The following is a 22,499-nucleotide window of genomic DNA, read 5'->3' on the forward strand; positions in this document are numbered from 1 at the left end:
GCAAAACCGGAATCAACGATTTCTTCGGGAGAGACCGCCTTGGATTTCAACCTGCCGGCTGACCTGACCGCCTATCTCGCCGAGCTCGATCGCTTCATCGAACGCGAGATCAAGCCGCTCGAAGCGGCGGACGACAACATCCGTTTCTTCGATCATCGCCGCGAATGGGCGCGCACCGATTTCGACAATGGTGGCCTGCCGCGCCATGAGTGGGAGGCGCTGCTGCGCAAGGCGAAGAACCTCGCCGATGCGGCCGGCCATTTGCGCTTCGCGATCCCGAAGCGCTATGGCGGCAAGGACGGCTCCAATCTCTGGATGGCCGTGATCCGCGAGCATTTCGCGTCAAAAGGTCTCGGCCTGCACAACGATCTGCAGAACGAGCATTCGATCGTCGGCAACCTGCCGATCGTGACGATGCTCGACCGCTACGGAACCGACGAGCAGAAGGCGATGATCGACGGCTCGATCACCGGCAAGTACCGCATCACCTTTGGTCTGACGGAGCCCGAGCATGGCTCGGACGCCACTCACATGGAGACCAAGGCGGCCCCGGCGACGCGCGACAACGTCAAGGGCTGGGTCATCAACGGCGAGAAGATGTGGACGACCGGCATGCATGTCGCGACGCACTGCGCGCTGTTCGCCCGCACCTCCGGCAATGACGGCGACGCACGCGGCATCACCTGCTTCCTGGTGCCGGCCAAATCGCCGGGCGTGAAGGTCGAGCAGTATATGTGGACCTTCAACATGCCGACCGACCATCCGCGCGTCAGCTTCACCGATGTGTTCGTGCCGGAGGATGCGCTGTTCGGCGAGGTCGGCCGCGGCCTGTCGCTGGCGCAGTGCTTCGTCCACGAGAACCGCATCCGGCAGGCGGCAAGCTCGCTCGGCGCCGCGGTCTACTGCATCAACGAGAGCGTGAAATACGCGCGCGAACGAAAGCCGTTCGGCAAGGCGCTGGCCGAGAACCAGGCGATCCAGTGGCCGCTGGTCGAGCTCGCGACCCAGGCCGAGATGCTCCGCCTGCTGATCCGCAAGACCGCGTGGGAAATGGACCAGCTCACCCAGGCGCAGGTCGAGCACACGCTGTCGGACCGGGTGTCGATGTGCAACTTCTGGGCAAATCGTCTCTGCTGCGAGGCCGCCGACCGCGCCATGCAGGTGCATGGCGGCATGGGCTATTCGCGTCACAAGCCGTTCGAGCACATCTACCGCCACCATCGCCGCTACCGCATCACCGAGGGCAGCGAGGAGATCCAGAAGCGCAAGGTGGCGGGCTTCCTGTTCGGCTACATGGGGGCGGGGAAGCACTGAGGCGTTCGCAGGAGGCGGCATGAGCATGGAAGGCGGATGCACCTGCAGGAACGTCCGCTATCGCCTCAATGGCGGGCCGTTGATCGTGCATGCCTGCCACTGCACCTGGTGCCAGCGCGAGACCGGCACCGCGCACGCGCTCAACGCGATGTACGAGGCCGAGCGGGTCGTGCACATCGCGGCCGAGCCCGAGATCGTCGATACGCCGTCGGCGAGCGGCAAGGGCCAGAAGATCGCGCGCTGCCCGGTGTGCAGGGTCGCGGTCTGGAGCAATTATCCGGGATCGGGACCGGCGGTGCGGTTTGTCCGCGTGGGCTCGCTGGATGATCCGAACCAGTGCCCGCCCGACGTTCACATTTTTACGTCGTCGAAGCAGCCGTGGGTGACGTTCCCGCCCGGGGCGAAGGTGTTCGCGGAGTATTACGACCGCAGACAGGTTTGGCCACGGGAGGCGCAGGAGCGCTGGCGCGTGTTGCGAGAGAAGATGAAGAAGCCGTGACCTCTCCACCGTCGTCCCGGCGAAAGCAGGGACGACAGCGGGGCTTAATTCACCTGCCGGTCTTTCCCCGCCCAGTACGGCTCCCGCAGGCTCCGCCGCAGGATCTTGCCTGACGGGTTGCGCGGCAGCGCGGTAATGAAGTCGACTGATTTCGGCGTTTTGTAGCCGGCGATCCGCTCGCGGGTGAAGTTGATGATGTCGGTCGCATCAGCGCTCTTGCCCGGCTTCATCACCACCACCGCCTTCACCGCTTCGCCCCATTTGTCGTCGGGGATGCCGATTACGGCAGCTTCCGCCACATCCGGATGATCGCATAGCGCGCTCTCGACTTCGGCGGGGTAGATGTTCTCGCCGCCGGATATGATCATGTCCTTGATGCGGTCATGAATGTAGAGATAGCCGTCACTGTCCATGTAGCCGGCATCGCCGGTGCGCAGCCAGCCGTCGCTGTCGATGGTGCGCGCGGTCGCCTCGGGCAGGTTCCAGTAGCCCGCCATGTTGGAGCCGGAGCGGGTGGCGATCTCGCCGACTTCGCCCGGCGGCAGCGGTTTGCCGTCAGCATCGAGGATCGCAAGCTCGATACCGGGCAGCGCCTTGCCGGCCGAGCGCATGCGGTCGAGGCCCTCGATGTGATCCTCCGGCGGCAGCGCGACGATGGTGCCGGTGGTCTCGGTCATGCCGTACATCTGCACGAAACCGCATTTGAACACTTCGATGCATTCCTTCAGCAGCGCCGCCGGGATCGGCGAGGCGCCGTAGAGCATGTATTTCAGGCGGGAGAAGTCGACCTGCCGCGCCCGCGGCTGCCGCACCACGAACTGCATCGCGGCCGGCACCATGAAAAGCTTGGTGATCCCGGACTGCTCGAAGAAATCCAGCACCTTGGTCGGATCGAACTCGCGCGCGATCACGCCGCGGGCGCCGTGATAGAGGCCCATCACGCCCCAGCCGGAGCCGCCGATGTGGAAGATCGGCATCGCCACCAGCGAGACGTCGTCGGTGGTCCACCGGTTCCATTCCGGCTTCTCGTTTTCATTGCCGCTCTGCACCAGGTTGAGGAAGTTGGCGTGCGACAGCATCGCACCCTTCGGCTTGCCGGTGGTGCCCGAAGTGTAGAGCTGGATAGCGATGTCCTTCGGCTCGATCGGAACGCGCGGGTCATCGCCGCTCTGCGCGTCGCGCCACGCGAGGTAGTCCGGCCATTCCGGCGCGCCGCCCTCGGTGGTGATGATCGTGCGCACGCTGGGCAGCTTGTCCCTGATGTTGCGCACCTGTGTGATGAATTCAGGACCCACGAACAGGACGGGCGCCTTGCAGTCGTCGACGATGAAGGCGACCTCGGGTCCGGCGAGGCGCCAGTTCACCGGCGCCATCACCACGCCGGCCTTCATCGCGCCCATCAAGAGCTCGAAATAGAAGTCGCTGTTCTTGCCGAGATAGGCGATGCGCTCGCCCTTCTTCACGCCCATCGCGATCAGCGCATTGGCGACGCGGTTGGTCTTGATATCGAATTCGGCGAAACTGGTTGCCCGTCCCTCGAACTCATAGGCCAGCGCATTGCCGAGCGTGGCCGCGCGGTCGCGCACCATGTCGGCAAGGTTGGTCAGTTTCGGCGCAGCGGACATGTTTCCCCCGTGACGTCTTGTTTTGGTTGCGCGGAGTGTGGCGGCATCCGGCAGCAAAGACAATACGGGGAGGGGAGCTGCGCTATATCAACCCCGTCGTCCCGGCGAAGGCCGGGACCCATAACCACGAATGCAAGTGTGGCAGAACGCTGTAGCCACAGCATGCGCGATTACGCACGGCGGTGGTTATGGGTCCCGGCCTTCGCCGGGACGACAGCGGTGGACGAGGCGCGCGCGGCGGCTTCAGCCCCTTGCCGCGCGGTCCTTCTCATTCTGCGCCTTGATCGACTCGCGGGCGTTGGTCCAGTCTTGGTCACTCCAGTCGCGCAGCTGATAGAAGTTGCCGCCCATCGCCAGCGCCTGCGCGCCGTCCATGGCAATCGTCTCGCCGTTGATCCAGTCGCAGCCGCCGGAGATCAGGAACACCGCGAGGTTCTGCAATTCCTCCATGGTGCCGACGCGGCCCATCGGGTTCATCGCCTTGGTGCGCGCGCCGGCCTCGTCGCCGGGCTTGATGCGCTTGCTCATGCCCTCGGTCGGGATCTCGCCGGGCGCGATGGTGTTGAGGCGGATGCCGTGGCGGCCCCATTCGACCGCGAGCGACATCGTCATGGCGTGGATCGCCGACTTGCTCATCGCCGACGGCACCACATAGGGCGAGCCGTTGCGCACCCAGGTCACCGTGATCGACACCACGTTGCCGCGATTGCCGCCGGCGATCCAGCGCCGGCCGACCGCGTGGGTCACATAGAAGGTGCCGTGCATCACGATGTTGGCGACCGCGTCGAAGCCGCGCGCCGACAGTTCTTCCGAGCGCGAGATGAAATTGCCGGCAGCGTTGTTGATCAGGTCGGTGAGGGGACCGCTGGTGGTCCAGATCGCCTCGATCATTTCGTCGACCGCCATGGCGTTGCGGATATCGACGCCGTGGCTGACGACGCGCCCGCCATACTCGGCCATCAGCTCGGTGGCGGTCTCGTCGCAGACGCTCTTGCGGCGGCCGCAGATATGGACCTCGGCGCCGAGCTGCAGGAACCGGGAGGCCATGGCCTTGCCGAGACCTGTGCCGCCGCCGGTTACCAATATGCGCCGCCCGACGAGAAGCTGATCAGAGAACATCGTTTCCTCCACGGGGGTTGTCAGTTAATTGGTCGATTGACTAAAACCGGACAACGGCCTTTCTGTAAAGCGCCAACCAGGGAAAGCGGAGGAGATTTCAATGGAAGATCGCGTTTCGATATCGATTTCGGACGGTATCGCCGATGTCCGCCTGGTGCGGGCCGACAAGATGAATGCGCTCGACGCCGCGATGTTTTCGGCGCTGGTGGCCGCAACCGAGCGGCTTTCCAGGGAAAAAGGCGTGCGGGTGGTGGTGCTGTCGGGCGAGGGCCGGGCGTTCTGCGCCGGGCTCGACATGGGGCGTTTTGCCGCCATGAAAGAGAAGGGCGGTAACGGGGTGCCGGGCGGCGAGAACCGCGACCTCACCGTTCGCACGCACGGCAAGGCCAATTTCGCGCAGCAGGCGGTGTGGGGCTGGCGCCAGCTCCCGGTGCCGGTCATCGCCGCGATTCATGGCGTCGCGTTCGGCGGCGGCTTCCAGCTCGCGCTCGGCGCCGACATGCGCTTCCTTTCGCCTGATACGCGGATGTCGATCATGGAGATCAAATGGGGACTCGTGCCCGACATGGCCGGCACGCCGATCCTCGCGAGCCTCGTGCGCGACGATATCCTGCGCGAGCTCACCTACACCGGCCGCATCTTTTCGGCGCAGGAAGCGCAGGCTTACGGCCTCGCCACCCGGATCTGCGACGACCCGCGCGCCGCGGCGCTCGAAGTCGCGCGCGAGATCGCCGGCAAGAGCCCGGATGCGATCCGCGCCGCGAAGCGGATGCTGAACAATCTCTCGGTCGATCCCGGCCCGGCGCTGCTTGCGGAATCCGTCGAGCAGCAGAAGCTGATCGGCAGCCCGAACCAGACCGAATCCGTGCGCGCCAATCTCGACAAGCGCGCGCCGAAGTTTGCGGATGTGGGATAAGCTCCTGCCGTCATTCCGGGGCGATGCGGAAGCATCGAACCCGGAATCTCGAGATTCCGGGTCTGGTCCTTTCGGACCATCCCGGAATGACGACTTAACCCGACGAAAGATCGGACAACGACAATGGAAACGCCTGCACCCTTCCTCGGTATCATTAGCGGCGAGCGCCGGCGCGATCACGCTGCCGTCGCCGAACGCACTGACCGCATCGCCAGCGGCCTGAACAAGCTCGGCGTCAAGCCAGGCGACAGCGTCTGCATGCTGATGCGCAACGACATCGCGTTCATCGAGGCCGCCTATGCGGCGATGCGGCTCGGCGCCTATGGTGTGCCGATCAACTGGCACTTCAAGCCGGAGGAGATCAACTATGTGCTGACCGATTCCGGCACGCGCGTCCTGATCGGGCATGCCGACATGCTGCATCCGCTGCGCGGCGCGATTCCATCAGGTGTCACCGTGCTCAGCGTGCCGACGCCGCCGGAAATCCTCGCGAACTACAAGATCGATCGCGATCATCTCGCGACGCCGGACTTCGCGATCGATTTCGAATCCTGGCTGGCGCAGCACCCGCGCTATGACGGCCCTGTGGTGCCGCAGCCGCAGAACATGATCTACACCTCGGGCACCACGGGCCATCCGAAGGGCGTACGTCGCTTCGCGCCGACGCCGGCGCAGACCGCCAACGCAGAAGCGATGCGGGCGATGATCTACGGTCTCAAGCCCGGCGCACGCGCGATCCTGCCGGGGCCGCTCTACCATTCCGCGCCGAATTCGTTCGGCCTTCGCTCGGGCAAGCTCGGCGGCGCGCTGGTGCTGATGCCGCGCTTCGACGCGGAGGAATTTTTGAACCTGATCGAGCGCGAGCGGATCGACACCATCTTCATGGTGCCGACCATGTTCATCCGCCTGATGAAGCTGCCGGAAGAGGTGCGCCGCAAGTACGACATGTCCTCGCTGCGCCACATCATCCATGCGGCGGCGCCGTGCCCGCCCGACGTCAAGCGCGCCATGATCGAGTGGTGGGGGCCGGTGATCTACGAATTCTACGGCTCGACGGAGTCGGGTGCCGTGACCTTCGCCAATTCAGAGGACGCGCTGAAGAAGCCCGGCACGGTCGGAAAGATCTCGCCCGGCGCCGAGCTGCGCTTCATCGGCGACGACGGCAAGGAGGTGCCGCAGGGCGAGATCGGCGAAATCTACTCGCGGATCGCGGGCAATCCCGATTTCACCTACCACAACAAGCCGGAGAAGCGGTCCGAGATCGACCGCCAGGGATTCATCACCTCGGGCGACGTCGGCTATATCGATGCGGACGGCTACGTCTTCATCTGCGACCGCAAGCGCGACATGGTGATCTCGGGCGGCGTCAACATCTACCCGGCCGAGATCGAGGCGGTGCTGCATGCGGTGCCAGGCGTGCACGATTGCGCGGTGTTCGGCATTCCCGACGCCGAGTTCGGCGAGGCGCTGATGGCGGTGGTCGAGCCGCAGCCGGGCGTGACGCTCGAGCCGGCCTCGATCCGCGCCCAGCTCAAGGGATCGCTCGCCGACTACAAGGTGCCCAAGCACATCGAGATCCAGAGCAACCTGCCGCGCGAGGATTCCGGAAAGATCTTCAAGCGCCGGCTGCGCGATCCGTATTGGGAGCGGGCGGGACGGAGGATCTAGGGCGACAGAGTTAGTGTGCACCGCCCCCAAGTTCATCTTGCGCTGCGGCAAAAAAAGCGCACACTCGGAGGGAGCCGGGCAGCTTCTGGAGTAGCCAGCCAAATGTCTCCCCAGACCATGCCTTCCGAGACCGAAATCCGCGCCCGGAGTGCCGCCGAAGCCAGCCTGCTTGAGAAAGCTGCGCAGGAGGAGGATGCCCGGCTCCGCAACGACATCCGCCTGCTCGGCCGCGTGCTCGGCGACACCGTGCGCGACCAGGAGGGGGCGGACGTGTTCGACCTGGTCGAGCGCATCCGGCAGACCTCGGTCCGGTTCCATCGCGACGAGGATAGGCTGGCGCGGCAGGAGCTGGAGGGCATCCTCGACGGCATGTCGATCGCCGACACGGTCCGCATCGTCCGCGCCTTCAGCTATTTCTCCCACCTCGCCAACATCGCCGAGGACCAGAACAACATCCGCCAGATGCGCAGAAGCGGCCCGGGCGGGGCGCCGCGGCCGAGCACGCTGGAGCAGACGCTGGTGCACGCCCGCGAGGCCGGGATCAGCCCGGCCGACCTGCGCGACTTCTTCCGGGGTGCGCTGGTCAGCCCGGTGCTGACCGCGCATCCGACCGAGGTCCGCCGCAAGAGCACGATGGACCGCGAGATGGAGATCGCGGATCTGCTCGACCGCCGCGAGCGGCTGCAGATGACGCCCGAGGAGCGCGAGGCCAGCGACGAGCAGCTCCGCCGCGCCGTGGTGACGCTGTGGCAGACCAATCTGCTGCGCCGGACCAAGCTGACCGTGCTCGATGAGGTCGGCAACGGCCTGTCGTTCTACGACTACACCCTGCTGCAGGAGGTGCCGCGGCTGCATTGCGCGCTGGAGGACCGCCTGAACAAGGAGGGTGGCGAGGCCGGCGATCTCGCCTCGTTCCTGCGGATGGGAAGCTGGATCGGCGGCGACCGCGACGGCAATCCCTTCGTCACCGCGGAGGTGATGCGCGGCACGCTGCGGCTGCAGTCGAGCCGAGCGCTCAACTTCTATCTCGAGGAGCTGCATGCGCTCGGCGCCGAGCTGTCGCTGGCGGCGCATCTCGCCGACATCTCGGAGGAACTGCGGACCCTCGCCGAGCGCTCGCCCGACACCTCGCCGCACCGGAGCGGCGAGCCGTATCGTCTAGCCGTGTCGGGGATCTATGCGCGGCTCACGGCGACCGCCGTCAGGCTTGAGGTCGAGACCACGCGGCCGCCGGTCGGCAAGGCCGAGCCGTATGGGAGCGTGAAAGAGTTCCAGGCCGATCTCGACGTGCTGAACCGCTCGCTGATCGCGAACAATTCGGGCGTGATCGCGCGCGGGCGGCTGCGGCTGCTGCGCCGCGCGGTGGATTGCTTCGGCTTCCATCTGGCGCGGCTCGACATCCGCCAGAACTCGGCGGTGCACGAGCGCACCGTCGCCGAGCTGATCGATACCGCAACGCCCGGCATGTCCTATCTGGCACTCGGCGAGGAGGCCCGCGTCAACCTGCTGCTCGGCGAACTGCGCAGCGCGCGGCCGCTGGCGTCACCCTTCGTGAAATATTCCGACGAGACCCTGAGCGAGCTTGCCGTGTTCCGGGCCGCCGCTCAGGCGCATGCGAAGTTCGGCCCCGAGGTGATCTCCCAATGCATCATCTCGATGTGCCAGGGCATGTCCGACATGCTGGAGGTCGCGGTGCTGTTGAAGGAGGTCGGACTGATCAATCCGTCTGGCCGCAGTGCGATCAACATCGTGCCGCTGTTCGAGACCATCGAGGATCTGCAGGCCTCAAGCACCATCATGGACCGCATGCTGGCGCTGCACGACTACCGCAAGCTGGTCGACAGCCTCGGCAGCGTGCAGGAGGTGATGCTCGGCTATTCCGACAGCAACAAGGACGGCGGCTTCGTCACCTCGGGCTGGGAGCTCTACAAGGCCGAGATCGGCCTCGTCGAGGTGTTCGAGCGCCACGGCGTGCGACTGCGGCTGTTCCACGGCCGCGGCGGTTCGGTCGGCCGCGGCGGCGGGCCGAGCTATGACGCGATCATCGCGCAGCCCGGCGGCGCGGTGAACGGCCAGATCCGCATCACCGAGCAGGGCGAGATCATCTCCTCGAAATATTCCAACGCCGAGGTCGGTCGCAGCAATCTCGAAATCCTCGCCGCGGCGACGCTGGAGACCAGCCTGCTGCAGCCGCGGCAGAGCGCGCCGCGCCCGGAATATCTCAAGGCGATGGAGGAAATCTCCGCGCTCGCCTTCAAGGCCTATCGCGGCCTGGTCTACGAGACCGACGGCTTTGCCGATTATTTCTGGGGCTCGACCGTCATCAACGAAATCGCGACGCTGAACATCGGCAGCCGTCCGGCCTCGCGCAAGAAGACCCGCGAGATCGAGGACCTGCGCGCGATCCCCTGGGTGTTCTCCTGGGCGCAGTGCCGGCTGATGCTGCCGGGCTGGTACGGATTTGGCGCGGCGGTCGAAACCTGGATCGCCGAGCATCCGGAGCAGGGCATGCCATTCCTGCAGGAGCTCTACCGGGAATGGCCGTTCTTCCGCACGCTGCTCTCCAACATGGACATGGTGCTGGCAAAGAGCTCGATCGCGATCGCCTCGCGCTATGCCGAGCTGGTGCCCGACGTCGAGCTGCGCGAGAAGATCTTCGGCCGCATCCGTAGGGAATGGCACCTCTCGATCGAGACGCTGCTCGACATCATGGGCCACGACCGTCTGCTGCAGGGCAACCCGCTGCTGGAGCGCGGCATCCGCAACCGCTTCCCCTATATGGATCCGCTCAACCACGTGCAGGTGGAATTGCTCAAGGAGCATCGCGCGCAGAATCCGGACGAGCAGGTACTGCGCGGAATCCAGATCACGATCAATGGGATCTCGGCGGGGCTCAGGAATAGCGGGTAGCCACAGCGTCGTCCCGGCCCCGTGCGCAATTGCGCACCAGGCCGGGACGACGATATCCTCAGCAGATATGCGCGCCGCGGGTCTCGACATAGACCGCATACAGCGACTGGCTCGCGGTCATGAACAGACGGTTGCGCTTCTTGCCGCCGAAGGTGAGGTTGGCGCAGGTCTCCGGCAGCAGGATCTGGCCGATGCGCTGACCATCCGGTGCGAACACCTGCACGCCGTCGTAGCCCGGTCCGACCCAGCCGGCACCGACCCAGACATTGCCGTCGACGTCGACGCGCAGGCCATCCGGGAAGCCCGACTTGCCGTCCAGCGTCATGTCGATCAGCGTGCGCGGGTTGGAGAGTTTGTCGCCGTTGAGGTCGTACTGCCAGACGATGTTCTTGGCGTTCGGGTAGTGCGTGATGCCGGTGTCGCAGACATAGACCTTCTTGTAATCGTGGCTGAAGGCGATGCCGTTTGGCTTGAACGGCTCGTCGGCAACCTTGGTGATCTGGCCGGTCGAGGCATCGATGCGATAGACCGCTTCCTTCTGGTAGGGCTGTTTCGAGCCGGTGTTGGCGAGCTGGCCCTCATAGATCGAGATCGCGCCATAGCCGGGATCGGTGAACCAGATCGACTTGTCGTTCGGATGCACGACCATGTCGTTCGGTCCGTTGAGCTGCTTGTCGTTGGCTTTCTCCGCCAATGTCGTGACGGTTCCGTCATGCTCGTAGCGCACCAGCCGGGTGCGTTCGGCGGTGATTTGGCGGCCTTCGAAATCGAAAGTCGAGCCGTTGGCCTCGTTCGACGGCTTGTGGAACTGCTCGGAGATGTGGCCGTCGTCGTCGAGGTAGCGCAGCTGCCGGTTGGCGGGGATGTCGCTCCACACGAGATATTGGCCCTGCGCGTTCCATGCCGGGCCTTCGGCCCACAGGCAGCCGGTGTAGAGGCGCTTGATCGCGGTGTTGCCGACCTTGGCCTTGAAGCGCTTGTCGTCGATCACGACAATGTCAGGATCGGGGTAACGCTGTGGTTCCGCATTGGGACCGAAGTCACGCGCTGCAGCATCCGATGCTGCGAGTGCGGTCGCGGCGAGCGCGGTTGCGCCGCGCAAGATTGTTCGACGGTCGAACGCCTTCGCGCCGTCGTCCTGGTGGTTCTGAATGTTGTTTGGATTTGTCATGAAAGTCCTCCCAGGTCTTTTTGTTTTCGGGGAGGCAATCATGCGCCCGCAATTCTGGCACAATGCGGGCACGATGTGATGAAACAACCAAAGAGTGTGCCGCTCCGGCGTATTCGCCGGAGCGACGTTCATAAAACCGTCAGATCGGATCCCAGGTGAAGACGTCACCGGAGCGGTCGAGCGGCGAGAACGATGCCTTCAGCGCCGGCATGCCGTGTTCCGCGATGGTCTGCGGCGTCCAGCCTTCGCTGCGGTGGACCGAGCGCACCGGACGGTGCTGACCGAACAGGAAGATCTCGTTCATGCGCGCGCCGAAGATCTGCCCGGTGACGTCCTTGGCGGCGTCGGAGAGCAGGTAGGCGCAGACCGGCGCGATCTTCTCCGGGCCCATCTGCTTGATCTTCTCGACTCGCGCCTTCTCGGCGTCGGTCTGGGTCGGGATGGTGCCGATCATGCGGGTCCAGGCGAACGGCGAGACGCAGTTCGAGCGCACGTTGAAGCGGCCCATGTCGAGCGCGATCGACTTCGACAGGCCGACGATGCCGAGCTTGGCGGCAGCGTAATTGGCCTGGCCGTAATTGCCGATCAGGCCGGAGGTCGAGGTGAAGTGCACGAACGAGCCAGACTCCTGCTCGCGGTAGATGCGCGCTGCGGCGTGGCTGACATAGAACGAGCCCATCAGATGCACCTTGATGACGGCCTCGAAGGCTTCCACGCTCATCTTGTGGAAGATCATGTCGCGCAGGATGCCGGCATTGTTGACGACGCCGTCGAGCCGGCCGAAATGATCGGTCGCGGTCTTCACGATCTTGCTGGCCGGGATGGCTTCTGCCACCGACTCGAAATTGGCCACGGCGGTGCCGCCGCGCTTCTTGATTTCCTCGACCACCTCTTCGGCCGGTGCTGCGCTCGTGCCGGCACCGTCGGCCGCGCCGCCGGGATCGTTGACGACGACCTTGGCGCCTTCGGCCGCGCAGAGCAGCGCGATCTCGCGGCCGATGCCGCGGCCCGCGCCGGTGACGATGATGACTTTGTCCTGCAGTGATTTTGACATGTGGGTGCTCCGCTTTCGTTTGCTGCTTCCGCCGTCTTTCCGGGGCGATGCGTCAGCATCGAACCCGGAATCTCGAGATTCCGGGTCTGGTCCTTCGGACCATCCCGAAATGACGGGCTGGTTACTTCTCGTTCGTAAAGATGATCGTGCCTGACGCCGCGAACATGCCGCCGACGCCGTGGCAGACCGAGATCTTCGCATTCGGCACCTGCGCCGGCGCGATGCCGCGCATCTGCCGCACGCTCTCCTGCAGCGCGTACATGCCGTACATGCCGGAGTGCATGTAGCTGAGGCCGCCGCCATTGGTGTTGAGCGGCAGCTTGCCCCCGGGCCGGGTGTTGCCGTCGGCGATGAACTTGCCGGTTTCCTCATGGGGCATAAAGCCGAGGTCGCCGAGGCCGTACAGCGGCAGATGCGCGAAGGCGTCGTAGATCATCAGGTGATCGACGTCCTTGTGGGCGATGCCGGCCTCCTTGAAGGCGAGCGGGCCCGCAACCTTGAAGGCGCGCGACGAGTCGAACGTTTGCATCTGGCTGACCATCGGCGTTTCCACGCTCTCGCCGGTGCCGAGAATGTACACCGGCTTCCTCGGAAAATCCTTGGCGCGATCGGCCGAGGTGAGGATCAGCGCGCCGCCGCCGTCGGTGACGAGGCAGCACTGCAGCAGGCGGAACGGATAGGCGATCATCCGCGAGTTCAACACGTCGGCGACCGTGATCGGGTCCTTCATCGTGGCGCGCGGATTCTTCGCCGCCCATTCGCGCTGCACGACGGCGACCATCGCGAGCTGCTCATGGGTGATGCCGTGCGTCTTCATGAAGCGCAGCACGGGGATCGGGAACATGCTCGGCGGGCCATAGACGCCGTAGGGCGCCTCGAACTGGCCGTTGAGGCTGTCGGCCGGCGTCGAGCGCGGCAGCTTGCCGATCATCGACTTGCCGCTCTCGGCGTGGGTGATCAGCACGGTCTTGCAGAGGCCGGCCTCGATTGCCGCGGCGGCGTGGCGGACGTGCAGCATGAAGGAGCAGCCGCCGACCGAGGTGCCGTCGACCCAGGTCGGCGTGATGCCGAGATAGTGCGCGATCTGCTGCGGGGTCTCGACCGCGGTGGCGATGCCGTCGATGTCCGACAGCTTCAGCCCGGCATCGGCGATCGCATTCAGCGCCGCATCGGCATGCAGCTGTATCTGCGACATGTTCGGGATGACGCCGAGCTCGGTGGTTTCGGCCGCACCGACGACGGCAACCTGGTTCCTGCGCATCGCCTTACCCCTTTGCCGGACGGAACACGGGAAGGGTGATCTTGTCGTCGAGCTGCTGGAAGGCGACCTCGAGCTTCATGTCGAGCTCGAGCGCCTCCGGCGTCTGCGGACAATCGATGATGTTGCTCATCATGCGCGGGCCCTCGTCGAGCTCGACCACGGCGATCGCGTAAGGCGGCGTGAAGCCGGGTGCGGCGGGACGATGGTTGATGACGTAGCTGTAGAGCTTGCCCTTGCCGCTGGCCTTGAACACGGAGACCTTGCGCGAGGCGCAGGAAGGGCAGAACGGCCGCGGCGGGAAATAGACATTGGCGCAGGCATCGCAGCGCTGCAGGCGCAATTCGCCGGCCTTGGCGCCGTCCCAGAAATGCTGGGTTTCCGGTGTCGGTTTTGGTTTCGCGCGCGCGGGCTCGGCCATGTCTGTTCGCTCCTCCCGAAATTGTTACAGTACTGATGCGACATTGGACTAATGGACGTCAACGGTCTATCCGCGCCCACGCATGCCGCCTGTGCCCAGCGCATGCCGCATATTCCGTCGCTCGCACAATTGCCGAGCCCGCAATGCTTGTGTCCCTCGGTTGCGGCGCGTAGAAGGGCCGCGATCCAAGATACCCCGGGAGGAATAATATCATGCTGAGGATGACCGGCGCAGCACTCGCTGCAAGCCTCGCACTCGCGACACATGCCATGGCTGCGGATGCGCCGTCGGAGATCAAGATCGGCACGCTCTATGCGTCCTCGGGGCGCTACGCCTCGATCTCGATGCCGGTCTACAGCTCGCTGAAATTGTGGGTCGAGCAGAAGAATGCCGAGGGCGGCGTCTTCGTGAAGGCGTTCGACAAGAAGATCCCGATCAAGCTTGTATCGTATGACGATCAAAGCAACACGGCGACCGCCTCGACGCTCTATAACCAGCTCATCACCCAGGATAAGGTCGACCTGCTGGTCGCCGATTCCGGATCGGTGCTGACCGCGCCCGCGGTTGCGATCGCGCGCGACCACAAGATGTTCCTGTTCGATCAGACCGGCACCGGCGCGAGCTTCTTCTCCAAGGACAATCCCTACATCGCGCTGATGGCCGACCCGGTGTCGACCGTGTGGCCGAAGCCGGTGGCCGACTTCATCAGCCATGACGGCCCGGGCCTCGGCATCAAGAAGATCGCGATCCTCTACGCCACCAACGAATTCACCGGCACGCAGGCCAACGCGTTCCGCAAATTCGTCAAGGAGTCCGGCGCGCCGATCGAGATCGTCTACGACCAGGGCGTCCCGACCGAGACCACCAACTACAACGTGATCATCAACAACATCAGCAAGACCAATCCTGACGCGGTGATCCATTTCGGCTATGCGCCGAACGACATCGCCTTCCTGCGCAACGTCCAGGACGTCGGCACCAACTTCAAGATGCTGTTCGCGATCTATGCCGGTCTCGAGACCGAGTTGTTGGAGAAGAACGTCGGCGCCAAGGGCCTCGAGCACATCTGGACCTACGTGCCGCCGTCCGAGCTGGATTATCCCGTCAATTTCGGGATGAACATGAAGGATTTCCGCGCTGCCTGGCAGAAGAAGTACAACGACGGCAAGATGGAATTCGGCTTCAACGCGGTGGCCGGCTACACCACCGCTCTGGTGATCGAGAAGACGCTGTCGGTTGCGACCAGCCTCGACCAGATGGAGCTGCGCAAGGCGGTGTTCTCGCTCAGCGGTCAGCTCAAGACGCTCGATGGCACCTTCGCGCTGGACGAGACGGGCGGCCAGATCGGCGAGCTGACGCCGCTCGGCCAGCTCACGCTCGACGAGCACGATCACATCAAGTTCGTCTCGATCTATCCGCATGAGACCGCCACCGGCAAGCCGGTCTATCCGGCGCCGTGATGCGTTCTGGCGGCAAGTATGAAGCTCGGCGGCGGGCGATAGCATGATCTATGCGCTCGTTGCCGGCGTGCTGTTCGGGCTGTATTTCAGCCTGGTCGGTATCGGTCTCAATCTCGTGTTCGGCGTCATGCGCATCGTCAATCTTGCGCATGGCGACATGCTGATGCTCGGCGCCTTCATCGCGCTCGGCGTGGTCGGCATCGCCGGCGTCGATCCGCTGTTCGCGGTGCCGCTGGCCTTCGTGGTCTTCGTGCTCGCAGGCCTGTTGCTGTACTGGGTGCTGGTGCCGCGGCTGCAGGGCTCGGCCAATCCGGAGATGCTGTCGATCATCCTGTTCTTCGGCCTGTCGCAGGTGATCGAGGCCGTCACCACGATCTTCGCCGGGACCAGCGAGCGTTCGATCCAGAGCCGGCTGCTCGGCAGCGTGTTCACGACGATCAAAGTCAAGTGGTTCGGCAGCAAGGCCGGCAGGGCAGGGCCGATCGAGATCTTCGGCCAAAGCTTTCCTGCACCCTGGGTGATCGCGGCCGTCACCAGCCTGATCGTGATCGCGCTGGTCTACCTCTATCTCTATCACACCCGGCTCGGCACGCTGACGCGCGCGGTGATGTCTCGGCGCGACGAGGCGCTGGCGACCGGCATCGACGTCGACCGTGTCTCCGCCGCGGCGTTCGGCATCGGGCTCGGCATCGCGGCGGTCGCCGGCGTGTTCGCCCCGTTCATGTTCGGCTCGATCACGCCCGCCTTTGGCGCGGACGCCACGGTGACGTCGTTCGCGATCGTGGTGCTCGGCTCGCTCGGCAATCCGCTCGGCACCGCGCTCGGCGGCATCGTCTATGGCCTCTGCTACATGCTGGTGCAGACCTATCTCAGTTCCTGGGCTGATCTCTTGCCTTATGTGTTGTTGATCGTGATCCTGTTGTTGCGCCCGAGCGGCCTGCTCGGAAGGCGGGTGCGCGTTGCCTAGTGCTGCATCCAAACACCTGCTGTTCATCCTGGCGCCGCTGGTCGTGGTGTTTGCACTGCTGCCCGGCGTCTATCAAAACCATCTCCTGCTGTTCAACTTCGTGATCTTCCTGATCCTCGCGCAGGGCGTGAACATCATCTACGGGTTCACCGGCTATCTGCCGTTCGGCTATGTCGGCTTCTTCGGCGCCGGCGCCTACGGCTTCGCCATCATGGTGATGCACCTGCAGTGGCCTGCGGTGCTCGCCGTGCTGGTCGGCGGCGTGGTCGCGGTGCTGCTCGGGCTGTTGCTGACGCCGCTGCTGCGGCTGTCGGGGGCGTATTTTGCGATCGCCAATCTCGCGGCCTCGCTCGCGGTGCTGCATTTCGTCGCCAACCCGGCGCTGGAGGGCATCACCAAGGGGCCCTACGGCGTGTCGCTGACCGGCACGTTCAACCCGACCCACGCCTATTATGCCGCCGTCGTGGTGATGGGGCTGACCGTCGGCGCCGTGGTTTATCTCAAGAACTCCGCCTTCGGCCTTGCGCTGCAGGCAGTGCGCGAGGACGCGGTCTCGGCCTCGATGGCCGGCGTCAATATCGTCAAGATGCGGGTGATCGCCTGGCTCGCTTCGGCGCTGATCGCCGGCCTCGCCGGCGGTATCTACGCCTGGTACGTCTCGGTGTTCTACCCCGACAACGTGTTCTCCGGCGAGTTCAGCATCTTTGCGATCGTGTTCGCGCTGTTCGGCGGCGTTGCCACCATCACCGGGCCGATCGTCGGCGTGATCATCCTCTACGGCATCTACAATCTGATCGGCTTCACCACACCGCAATATTTCCAGCTGATCTATGGCCTGCTGATCATGGGCCTCGTGCTGTTCCTGCCCGCAGGGCTCGTCTCGCTTGCAACGCGCAGGGGGTGGAATGTCCCCTGAGCAAACCCCGATCCTCAAGGTCTCCAGGCTGGTCAAGCGCTTCGGCGGCTTCCATGCGCTCGACGGCCTGAGTTTCCATGTCACCCCGGGCGAGATTCTCGGCCTGGTCGGCCCGAACGGCTCCGGCAAGACCACGGCGATCAATGTTATCTCCGGCCTCTATGCGCCCGATGGCGGTGAGGTCACCTTCGACGGCGCCTCCGCCGGCGGGGCCGCATCCCACAGACTGGTTCACCGCGGCATCAACCGCACCTTTCAGGTGCCAAAGCCGTTCCTGTCGCTGACCGTGCGCCAGAACATCCAGGTCGCGCTGGCCTATGGCGGCGCCACGGCTACGCCGCCGTCGATTGCCGAACTGCTCGACGAATACCGGCTGAAGGAGGTCGCCGATCGCCCGGCGGCCGACCTCAACAGCGCGCAGCAGAAGATGCTCGATCTCACCCGCGCGCTCGCCACGCGGCCGCGGCTGTTGCTGCTCGATGAACTCGCCGCCGGCCTCAACCCGGCCGAGCTCGACTGGATCGCCGGCCGGATCAAGGCGCTGGCCTCGACCGGCATGGCGATCATCGTGGTCGAGCATCTGATGGGCTTCATCGAGCAGATCACCGACCGCGTCATCGTGCTCAACGCCGGCAAGGAAATCTTCGAAGGCACGCTGGCGACCGCGGTGCGCGAGCCGCAGGTGATCGAGGTGTTTCTGGGAGGCGAGCATGCCCACTGATACGGCACCGCTTCTCGACGCCCGGGGCGTCGACGCCGGCTACGGCACCATGCAGGTGTTGTGGGGCGTCGACCTCGACGTCCGCGCCGGGGAGACCGTGCTGCTGCTCGGCGCCAACGGCGCCGGCAAGACCACCTTCCTGAAGTCGCTGGTCGGCCTGATCGATGCGCGCAGCGGAAAGATCAGGCTCGGCGGCGACGACATCACCAAAATGCGCTCGTCGGACCGGATGAAGCGCGGCATGACCTACATGTCGGAGCTGGCGGTGTTTCCCGATCTGTCGATCGAGGAGAACATCCGCGTTGGCGCGCAGGCGCTGGGCCATGCCAATCCGAGCGCGCGCGTCGACGAACTCTATGGTTTGTTTCCGGTGCTGCGCGACAAGCGCCGCGATCCGGCCTCAAGTCTGTCCGGCGGCCAGCGCAAGATGCTCGGCATCGCCAAGGCGCTGTCGGCGGAGCCGAAGCTGCTGGTGATGGACGAGCCCTCGGCCGGACTGTCGCCGCTGTTCGTCAAGGAGGTGCTTCGCGCCCTGTCGAGCCTGCAGGGCCGCGGCCTTTCGCTGCTGATCGCCGAGCAAAATATCGGTTTCCTTGAGATCGCTACCCGCGTATTCGTGCTGGAGGGCGGCCGCATCCGCTTCTCCGGCACGGTTGCCGAGATGAGCGGCAATGAAGAGCTGCACCGCGCCTATTTCGGACTGAAGTGATGCGGACGATCAGGATCGGATCTGGCGCAGGCTATTCGGGCGACCGGATCGAGCCTGCGGTCGAACTCGCCGAAAAGGGCGGGATCGACTATCTCGTGTTCGAGTGCCTCGGTGAGCGCACGGTGGCGCTGGCGCAGCAGGCCCGGATGAAGAATCCGGAGAGCGGCTACGACCCGCTGCTCGAGGAGCGGATGCGCGCCGTGCTGCCGCTCTGCGCGAGCAAAGGCATCAAGATCGTCACCAACATGGGTGCGGCTAATCCGGAGGCCGCGGCGCGCAAGACGGCCGAGATCGCAAAGTCGCTCGGGCTTTCGTCGCTGAGGATCGCTGCGGTGGTGGGCGACGACGTGCTCGATGCCTGCAAGGCCGGCGATCTCTCGATCATGGAGTTCGACAGCTCGATCAAGCAGCTCGGCAACCGGCTGTTATCGGCCAATGCCTATCTCGGCGCCGAGCCGATGGCGGACGCGCTTAAAGCCGGCGCCGATGTCGTGATCACCGGGCGGGCCTCCGATCCGGCGTTGTTCCTGGCGCCGATGATCCATGCGTTCGGCTGGCGGATGGACGACTGGAATCTGTTGGGGCAGGGCACCGTCGCCGGGCATTTGCTGGAATGCGCGGGCCAGATCACAGGCGGCTATTTCGCAGATCCTGGCTACAAGGATATCGCCGGTCTTGCGCGGCTCGGCTTCCCGATCGGCGAGGTCGGGGAAGACGGCTCGCTGGTCGTGACCAAGGTGGCCGGTAGCGGCGGTGCGGTGACCGCGCAGACTTGCAAGGAGCAATTGCTCTATGAGGTCCATGATCCGGCCAGGTACCTCCAGCCCGACGTGGTTGCGGATTTCTCCGACGTCACCGTCGAGGAGATCGGTCCGGACCGGGTGCGCGTCAGCGGCGGCCGCGGCACGCAGCGCACGGATACGCTGAAGGTCTCCGTCGGTTACGTCGACAGCTATATCGGCGAGGGCCAGATTTCCTACGCCGGCCCGGGCGCCTTGACGCGGGGCCGGCTGGCGCTCGAGATCGTCCGCGAGCGGCTGAAGCTGACCGGCGTCGCCACCAGCGAGTTGCGGTTCGACCTGATCGGCGTCGATGCCTTGCACGGTCCCGAGGTCTCGGCCCACGCAAGCGAACCCTACGAAGTGCGCGTGCGCGTCACCGGCCGCACCGACAGTCTCCGCGAGGCGGTTCGCATCGGCAACGAGGTCGAGACGCTCTACACCAACGGTCCGGCGGCCGGTGGCGGCGCCTGGAAATCGGCGCGCGATGTCGTCGCGGTCGCCTCGGTGCTGCTGCCGCGCGCGCTGGCGAAGCCGCAGATCCGCTTCGTGGGAGGGTGATGTGAAGCTGCGCGAGATCGCCCACTCCCGCACCGGCGACAAGGGCAACACGTCGAATATCTCGGTGATCGCCTATGACGCGCGGCACTACCCGCTGCTGGTCGCGCAGGTCACCAGCGACCGGGTCAAGGCGCATTTTGCCGGCGTCGTCGAGGGCGACGTCACCCGCTACGAGCTGCCGAAAATCGCGGCGCTCAACTTCGTGATGACCGGAACGCTCGGCGGCGGGGTGACGCGGTCACTGGCGCTCGATGCGCACGGCAAATCGCTGAGTTCGGCGCTGCTCGATCTGGAAATCGACGACGATCCGGGCCACAATCGGCCGTAAGCCACCAAGTGAGACCCATGCCGAACAAGACACTCGCCTCCCTTGCCGCCGACCTCGCCAGCGGCGCAACCACCGCCCGCAAGCTCGTCGAACAGTGCATCGCCAGGATCGCCGATCCCGCCGGCGAGGGCCAGCGCACCTTCATCCATGTCGACAAGGAGGCTGCGCTCGAGGCCGCCGACGCGATGGACCGGCTGCGCAAGGCAGGCGCCGCGCCGTCGCCGTTTGCCGGCATCCCGGTCTCGATCAAGGACCTGTTCGACATCAAGGGGCAGGTAACGCGCGCCGGCTCCCGGGCGCTGGAGGATTCCGCAACCGCAGAGGCCGATGCGCCGGTCGTGGCGCGGCTCAAGCGTGCCGGCTTCGTCGTGATCGGCCGCACCAACATGACCGAGTTCGCGTTTTCCGGCATCGGCATCAATCCGCATTACGGTACGCCGAAGAGCGCCTGGAACCGGAGCGTTGGTCACGTGCCTGGCGGCTCGTCCTCTGGCGCCGCGGTCTCGATCGCCGACGGCATGGCCTTTGGTGCGCTCGGCACCGACACCGGCGGCTCCTGCCGCATTCCCGCGGCGTTCAACGGCATCGTCGGCTACAAGCCGACGCAGCGCCGGATCCCGCTCGACGGCGGCGTGCCGCTGTCGTTCACACTGGACAGCTATGGGCCGCTGGCCAATTCGGTGGCCTGCTGCGCCGCGCTCGACGCCGTGCTTGCCGACGAGCCGGTGCGCGCGCTGACGCCGCGGCCGGTCAAGGGCATGCGTCTCGCGCTGCCGACCACCGTCGTGCTCGACGATCTCGATGACGCGGTGGCCAAGACGTTCGAGCGCGCGCTGGCATCGCTGTCGCGCGCCGGCGCCCTGATCGAGCGCATCGAGGTGCCGGAACTGCTTGACGTCGGCGTGATGAACGCCAAGGGCGGCTTTGCCGCAGCCGAGAGCTATGCCTGGCATCGCTTCCTGCTCGCCAGCAAGGGCGACATCTACGATCCGCGCGTCTCGTCACGCATCCAGCGCGGCGAGGGCTTTCTTGCCGCCGACTACATCGACCTGCTCAACGCGCGCCGCTCCTTCATCGCGCGCACCGAGCAGCGCATCGCGCCCTATGATGCGCTGGTACTGCCGACCACGGCGAACCTGCCGCCCAGCATTGCCGAACTCGCCGACGACAAGGCGTTCACGGTGCAGAACCTGCGCGCGCTGCGCAACTGCACCCTGATCAACGTGCTCGACGGCTGCGCCATCTCGCTGCCCGCGCATCACGAGGGCGAAGCACCGGTCGGCCTGATGCTCGCCGCCGCCGGCGGTTCGGATCGCCGCATCTTCGAGCTTGCGGCCGGAATGGAGACCGTCATCCGTGTTTGATCTCACCTTCACCGTCGACGACAAGGGCGCGGCCACCCCGCTGACGATGGAAATCCGCCAGGCCGTGATCGCCGGCTGGACCGGCCGCGACCCGGTAGCGCGCGACAAGCACATCGCCGAGCTCGAGGCGATCGGCATCGCGCGGCCGGCGACCACACCGATCTATTACCGCTGCTCGGCGCGCCGACTGACCTTCGCCGACACGATCGAGGTGTGCGGCGAGGACTCCAGCGGCGAGGTCGAGTTCGTGCTGATCGGCTGGCAAGGCCGCATCTTCGTCGGCTGCGGCTCGGACCACACCGACCGCAAGGTCGAGAGCTACAGCGTCACTGTCTCCAAGCAGATGTGCGACAAGCCGATGGCTTCCGAACTCTGGGAGCTCGAGGACGTGATCGGCCACTGGGACCAGCTGGTGCTGCGCGCCTGGGCCACGATCGGCGGCGAGCGCGTGCTCTACCAGGAAGGCACGCTCGATCATATGCTGCCGGCAAATGACTTGATCGCGCGCGGCTTCGACGGTGGCGGCTTGCCTGACGGCTGCGCCATGTTCGGCGGCACCTTTGCCGCCAAGGGCGGCATCCGCCCGGCCAGCCGCTTCGAGTTCGAGCTCGAAGACCCGGTGCTGAAGCGCAAGATCAGCCACGGCTACGACGTGGTCACGCTGCCGGTCAGGGGCTGATTGCTTTCTACGAGTCGTCCTCCGCGATTGGGCCAGCGCACTCTCGAGGCGTCGTCCCGG

General features: G+C 65.3%; 20 protein-coding genes. 14 read left to right on the forward strand and 6 right to left on the reverse strand.

The window, feature by feature from the left end; genetic code table 11:
* Nucleotides 1-39: 39 nt before the first annotated feature.
* On the forward strand, nucleotides 40-1,314 hold the full coding sequence (locus tag JQ633_RS17640; RefSeq protein WP_211986322.1) for an acyl-CoA dehydrogenase family protein: 1,275 nt from the start codon (nucleotides 40-42) through the stop codon (nucleotides 1,312-1,314).
* 19 nt (nucleotides 1,315-1,333) lie between these two features.
* A complete protein-coding gene (locus JQ633_RS17645) occupies nucleotides 1,334-1,813 on the forward strand; it encodes a GFA family protein (protein WP_211986323.1) in 480 nt (159 codons plus the stop codon).
* Between the two features lie 44 nt (nucleotides 1,814-1,857).
* On the opposite strand, the gene JQ633_RS17650 is transcribed toward JQ633_RS17645, so the two are convergent.
* Together JQ633_RS17650 and JQ633_RS17655 are read right to left on the reverse strand one after the other, a co-directional pair.
* Complete coding sequence (locus JQ633_RS17650) at nucleotides 1,858-3,438, reverse strand: fatty acid--CoA ligase (protein ID WP_211986324.1); 1,581 nt, start codon at nucleotides 3,436-3,438, stop codon at nucleotides 1,858-1,860.
* Nucleotides 3,439-3,681: 243 nt separating this feature from the next.
* Nucleotides 3,682-4,557 (reverse strand): SDR family oxidoreductase, encoded by an 876-nt coding sequence (locus JQ633_RS17655; protein WP_211986325.1) that lies wholly within the window; start codon nucleotides 4,555-4,557, stop codon nucleotides 3,682-3,684.
* Nucleotides 4,558-4,657: 100 nt separating this feature from the next.
* Between JQ633_RS17655 and JQ633_RS17660 the strand changes: the two genes are divergently transcribed.
* From JQ633_RS17660 to ppc, 3 genes are all read left to right on the forward strand, one after another.
* A complete protein-coding gene (locus JQ633_RS17660) occupies nucleotides 4,658-5,473 on the forward strand; it encodes a crotonase/enoyl-CoA hydratase family protein (protein WP_211986326.1) in 816 nt (271 codons plus the stop codon).
* Nucleotides 5,474-5,596: 123 nt separating this feature from the next.
* The gene (locus JQ633_RS17665) at nucleotides 5,597-7,141 is read left to right on the forward strand and encodes an acyl-CoA synthetase (RefSeq protein WP_211986327.1); all 1,545 of its coding nucleotides are present in this window, start codon (nucleotides 5,597-5,599) and stop codon (nucleotides 7,139-7,141) included.
* A 102-nt stretch (nucleotides 7,142-7,243) separates the two neighbouring features.
* Complete coding sequence (gene ppc, locus JQ633_RS17670) at nucleotides 7,244-10,051, forward strand: phosphoenolpyruvate carboxylase (protein WP_211986328.1); 2,808 nt, start codon at nucleotides 7,244-7,246, stop codon at nucleotides 10,049-10,051.
* Between the two features lie 58 nt (nucleotides 10,052-10,109).
* Here ppc and JQ633_RS17675 read toward each other — a convergent pair whose 3' ends face one another.
* The 4 genes from JQ633_RS17675 to JQ633_RS17690 all read right to left on the reverse strand — a co-directional run bounded on the left by JQ633_RS17675 (nucleotide 10,110) and on the right by JQ633_RS17690 (nucleotide 13,955).
* On the reverse strand, nucleotides 10,110-11,222 hold the full coding sequence (locus JQ633_RS17675; RefSeq protein ID WP_211986329.1) for an SMP-30/gluconolactonase/LRE family protein: 1,113 nt from the start codon (nucleotides 11,220-11,222) through the stop codon (nucleotides 10,110-10,112).
* A gap of 139 nt (nucleotides 11,223-11,361) precedes the next feature.
* Nucleotides 11,362-12,276 carry an SDR family oxidoreductase gene (locus JQ633_RS17680; RefSeq protein WP_211986330.1) on the reverse strand — a complete coding sequence of 305 codons (915 nt, stop codon included), beginning with the start codon at nucleotides 12,274-12,276 and terminating at the stop codon, nucleotides 11,362-11,364.
* A gap of 121 nt (nucleotides 12,277-12,397) precedes the next feature.
* Nucleotides 12,398-13,537, reverse strand: a complete 1,140-nt coding sequence (locus tag JQ633_RS17685; protein ID WP_211986331.1) for a thiolase C-terminal domain-containing protein — start codon at nucleotides 13,535-13,537, stop codon at nucleotides 12,398-12,400.
* Between the two features lie 4 nt (nucleotides 13,538-13,541).
* On the reverse strand, nucleotides 13,542-13,955 hold the full coding sequence (locus JQ633_RS17690; RefSeq protein ID WP_211986332.1) for a Zn-ribbon domain-containing OB-fold protein: 414 nt from the start codon (nucleotides 13,953-13,955) through the stop codon (nucleotides 13,542-13,544).
* A gap of 212 nt (nucleotides 13,956-14,167) precedes the next feature.
* On the opposite strand from JQ633_RS17690, the gene JQ633_RS17695 reads away from it, so the two are divergent.
* Genes JQ633_RS17695 through JQ633_RS17735 form a run of 9 tightly spaced genes read left to right on the forward strand, consistent with a single transcriptional unit; the run spans nucleotide 14,168 to nucleotide 22,439 of the window.
* Nucleotides 14,168-15,415 (forward strand): amino acid ABC transporter substrate-binding protein, encoded by a 1,248-nt coding sequence (locus tag JQ633_RS17695; RefSeq protein WP_211986333.1) that lies wholly within the window; start codon nucleotides 14,168-14,170, stop codon nucleotides 15,413-15,415.
* A gap of 43 nt (nucleotides 15,416-15,458) precedes the next feature.
* The gene (locus tag JQ633_RS17700; protein ID WP_211986334.1) at nucleotides 15,459-16,382 is read left to right on the forward strand and encodes a branched-chain amino acid ABC transporter permease; all 924 of its coding nucleotides are present in this window, start codon (nucleotides 15,459-15,461) and stop codon (nucleotides 16,380-16,382) included.
* Nucleotides 16,375-17,298, forward strand: coding sequence for a branched-chain amino acid ABC transporter permease (locus tag JQ633_RS17705; RefSeq protein WP_211986335.1), 924 nt, complete (start codon nucleotides 16,375-16,377; stop codon nucleotides 17,296-17,298). Before JQ633_RS17700 ends, JQ633_RS17705 begins: the two co-directional genes overlap by 8 nt.
* Nucleotides 17,288-18,019, forward strand: a complete 732-nt coding sequence (locus JQ633_RS17710; protein WP_211986336.1) for an ABC transporter ATP-binding protein — start codon at nucleotides 17,288-17,290, stop codon at nucleotides 18,017-18,019. The genes JQ633_RS17705 and JQ633_RS17710 overlap by 11 nt, the downstream gene beginning before the upstream one ends.
* Nucleotides 18,009-18,728: an ABC transporter ATP-binding protein gene (locus JQ633_RS17715; protein WP_211986337.1), complete on the forward strand. Its 720-nt coding sequence runs from the start codon at nucleotides 18,009-18,011 to the stop codon at nucleotides 18,726-18,728. The genes JQ633_RS17710 and JQ633_RS17715 overlap by 11 nt, the downstream gene beginning before the upstream one ends.
* Complete coding sequence (locus JQ633_RS17720) at nucleotides 18,728-20,068, forward strand: acyclic terpene utilization AtuA family protein (protein ID WP_211986338.1); 1,341 nt, start codon at nucleotides 18,728-18,730, stop codon at nucleotides 20,066-20,068. The genes JQ633_RS17715 and JQ633_RS17720 overlap by 1 nt, the downstream gene beginning before the upstream one ends.
* A 1-nt stretch (nucleotide 20,069) precedes the next feature.
* Nucleotides 20,070-20,396: an AtuA-related protein gene (locus JQ633_RS17725; RefSeq protein WP_211986339.1), complete on the forward strand. Its 327-nt coding sequence runs from the start codon at nucleotides 20,070-20,072 to the stop codon at nucleotides 20,394-20,396.
* A gap of 17 nt (nucleotides 20,397-20,413) precedes the next feature.
* Nucleotides 20,414-21,760, forward strand: coding sequence for an amidase (locus tag JQ633_RS17730; RefSeq protein ID WP_211986340.1), 1,347 nt, complete (start codon nucleotides 20,414-20,416; stop codon nucleotides 21,758-21,760).
* Complete coding sequence (locus JQ633_RS17735; protein ID WP_211986341.1) at nucleotides 21,753-22,439, forward strand: DUF2848 domain-containing protein; 687 nt, start codon at nucleotides 21,753-21,755, stop codon at nucleotides 22,437-22,439. The genes JQ633_RS17730 and JQ633_RS17735 overlap by 8 nt, the downstream gene beginning before the upstream one ends.
* Nucleotides 22,440-22,499: the final 60 nt, after the last annotated feature.

It is taken from the genome of Bradyrhizobium tropiciagri, assembly GCF_018130505.1.
In the GTDB taxonomy this organism is placed as follows: Bacteria; Pseudomonadota; Alphaproteobacteria; order Rhizobiales; family Xanthobacteraceae; genus Bradyrhizobium; species Bradyrhizobium tropiciagri_B.

Bases quoted from the DNA above. Each gene is read 5' to 3' on its own strand.
- JQ633_RS17695 (WP_211986333.1), top strand. From the start codon at position 14,168: ATGCTGAGGATGACCGGCGCAGCACTCGCTGCAAGCCTCGCACTCGCG.
- JQ633_RS17665 (WP_211986327.1), top strand. From the start codon at position 5,597: ATGGAAACGCCTGCACCCTTCCTCGGTATCATTAGCGGCGAGCGCCGG.
- JQ633_RS17655 (WP_211986325.1), bottom strand. From the start codon at position 4,557: ATGTTCTCTGATCAGCTTCTCGTCGGGCGGCGCATATTGGTAACCGGC.
- JQ633_RS17690 (WP_211986332.1), bottom strand. From the start codon at position 13,955: ATGGCCGAGCCCGCGCGCGCGAAACCAAAACCGACACCGGAAACCCAG.
- JQ633_RS17730 (WP_211986340.1), top strand. From the start codon at position 20,414: ATGCCGAACAAGACACTCGCCTCCCTTGCCGCCGACCTCGCCAGCGGC.
- ppc (WP_211986328.1), top strand. From the start codon at position 7,244: ATGTCTCCCCAGACCATGCCTTCCGAGACCGAAATCCGCGCCCGGAGT.
- JQ633_RS17700 (WP_211986334.1), top strand. From the start codon at position 15,459: ATGATCTATGCGCTCGTTGCCGGCGTGCTGTTCGGGCTGTATTTCAGC.
- JQ633_RS17715 (WP_211986337.1), top strand. From the start codon at position 18,009: ATGCCCACTGATACGGCACCGCTTCTCGACGCCCGGGGCGTCGACGCC.
- JQ633_RS17675 (WP_211986329.1), bottom strand. From the start codon at position 11,222: ATGACAAATCCAAACAACATTCAGAACCACCAGGACGACGGCGCGAAG.
- JQ633_RS17645 (WP_211986323.1), top strand. From the start codon at position 1,334: ATGAGCATGGAAGGCGGATGCACCTGCAGGAACGTCCGCTATCGCCTC.
- JQ633_RS17720 (WP_211986338.1), top strand. From the start codon at position 18,728: ATGCGGACGATCAGGATCGGATCTGGCGCAGGCTATTCGGGCGACCGG.
- JQ633_RS17660 (WP_211986326.1), top strand. From the start codon at position 4,658: ATGGAAGATCGCGTTTCGATATCGATTTCGGACGGTATCGCCGATGTC.
- JQ633_RS17685 (WP_211986331.1), bottom strand. From the start codon at position 13,537: ATGCGCAGGAACCAGGTTGCCGTCGTCGGTGCGGCCGAAACCACCGAG.
- JQ633_RS17650 (WP_211986324.1), bottom strand. From the start codon at position 3,438: ATGTCCGCTGCGCCGAAACTGACCAACCTTGCCGACATGGTGCGCGAC.
- JQ633_RS17680 (WP_211986330.1), bottom strand. From the start codon at position 12,276: ATGTCAAAATCACTGCAGGACAAAGTCATCATCGTCACCGGCGCGGGC.
- JQ633_RS17710 (WP_211986336.1), top strand. From the start codon at position 17,288: ATGTCCCCTGAGCAAACCCCGATCCTCAAGGTCTCCAGGCTGGTCAAG.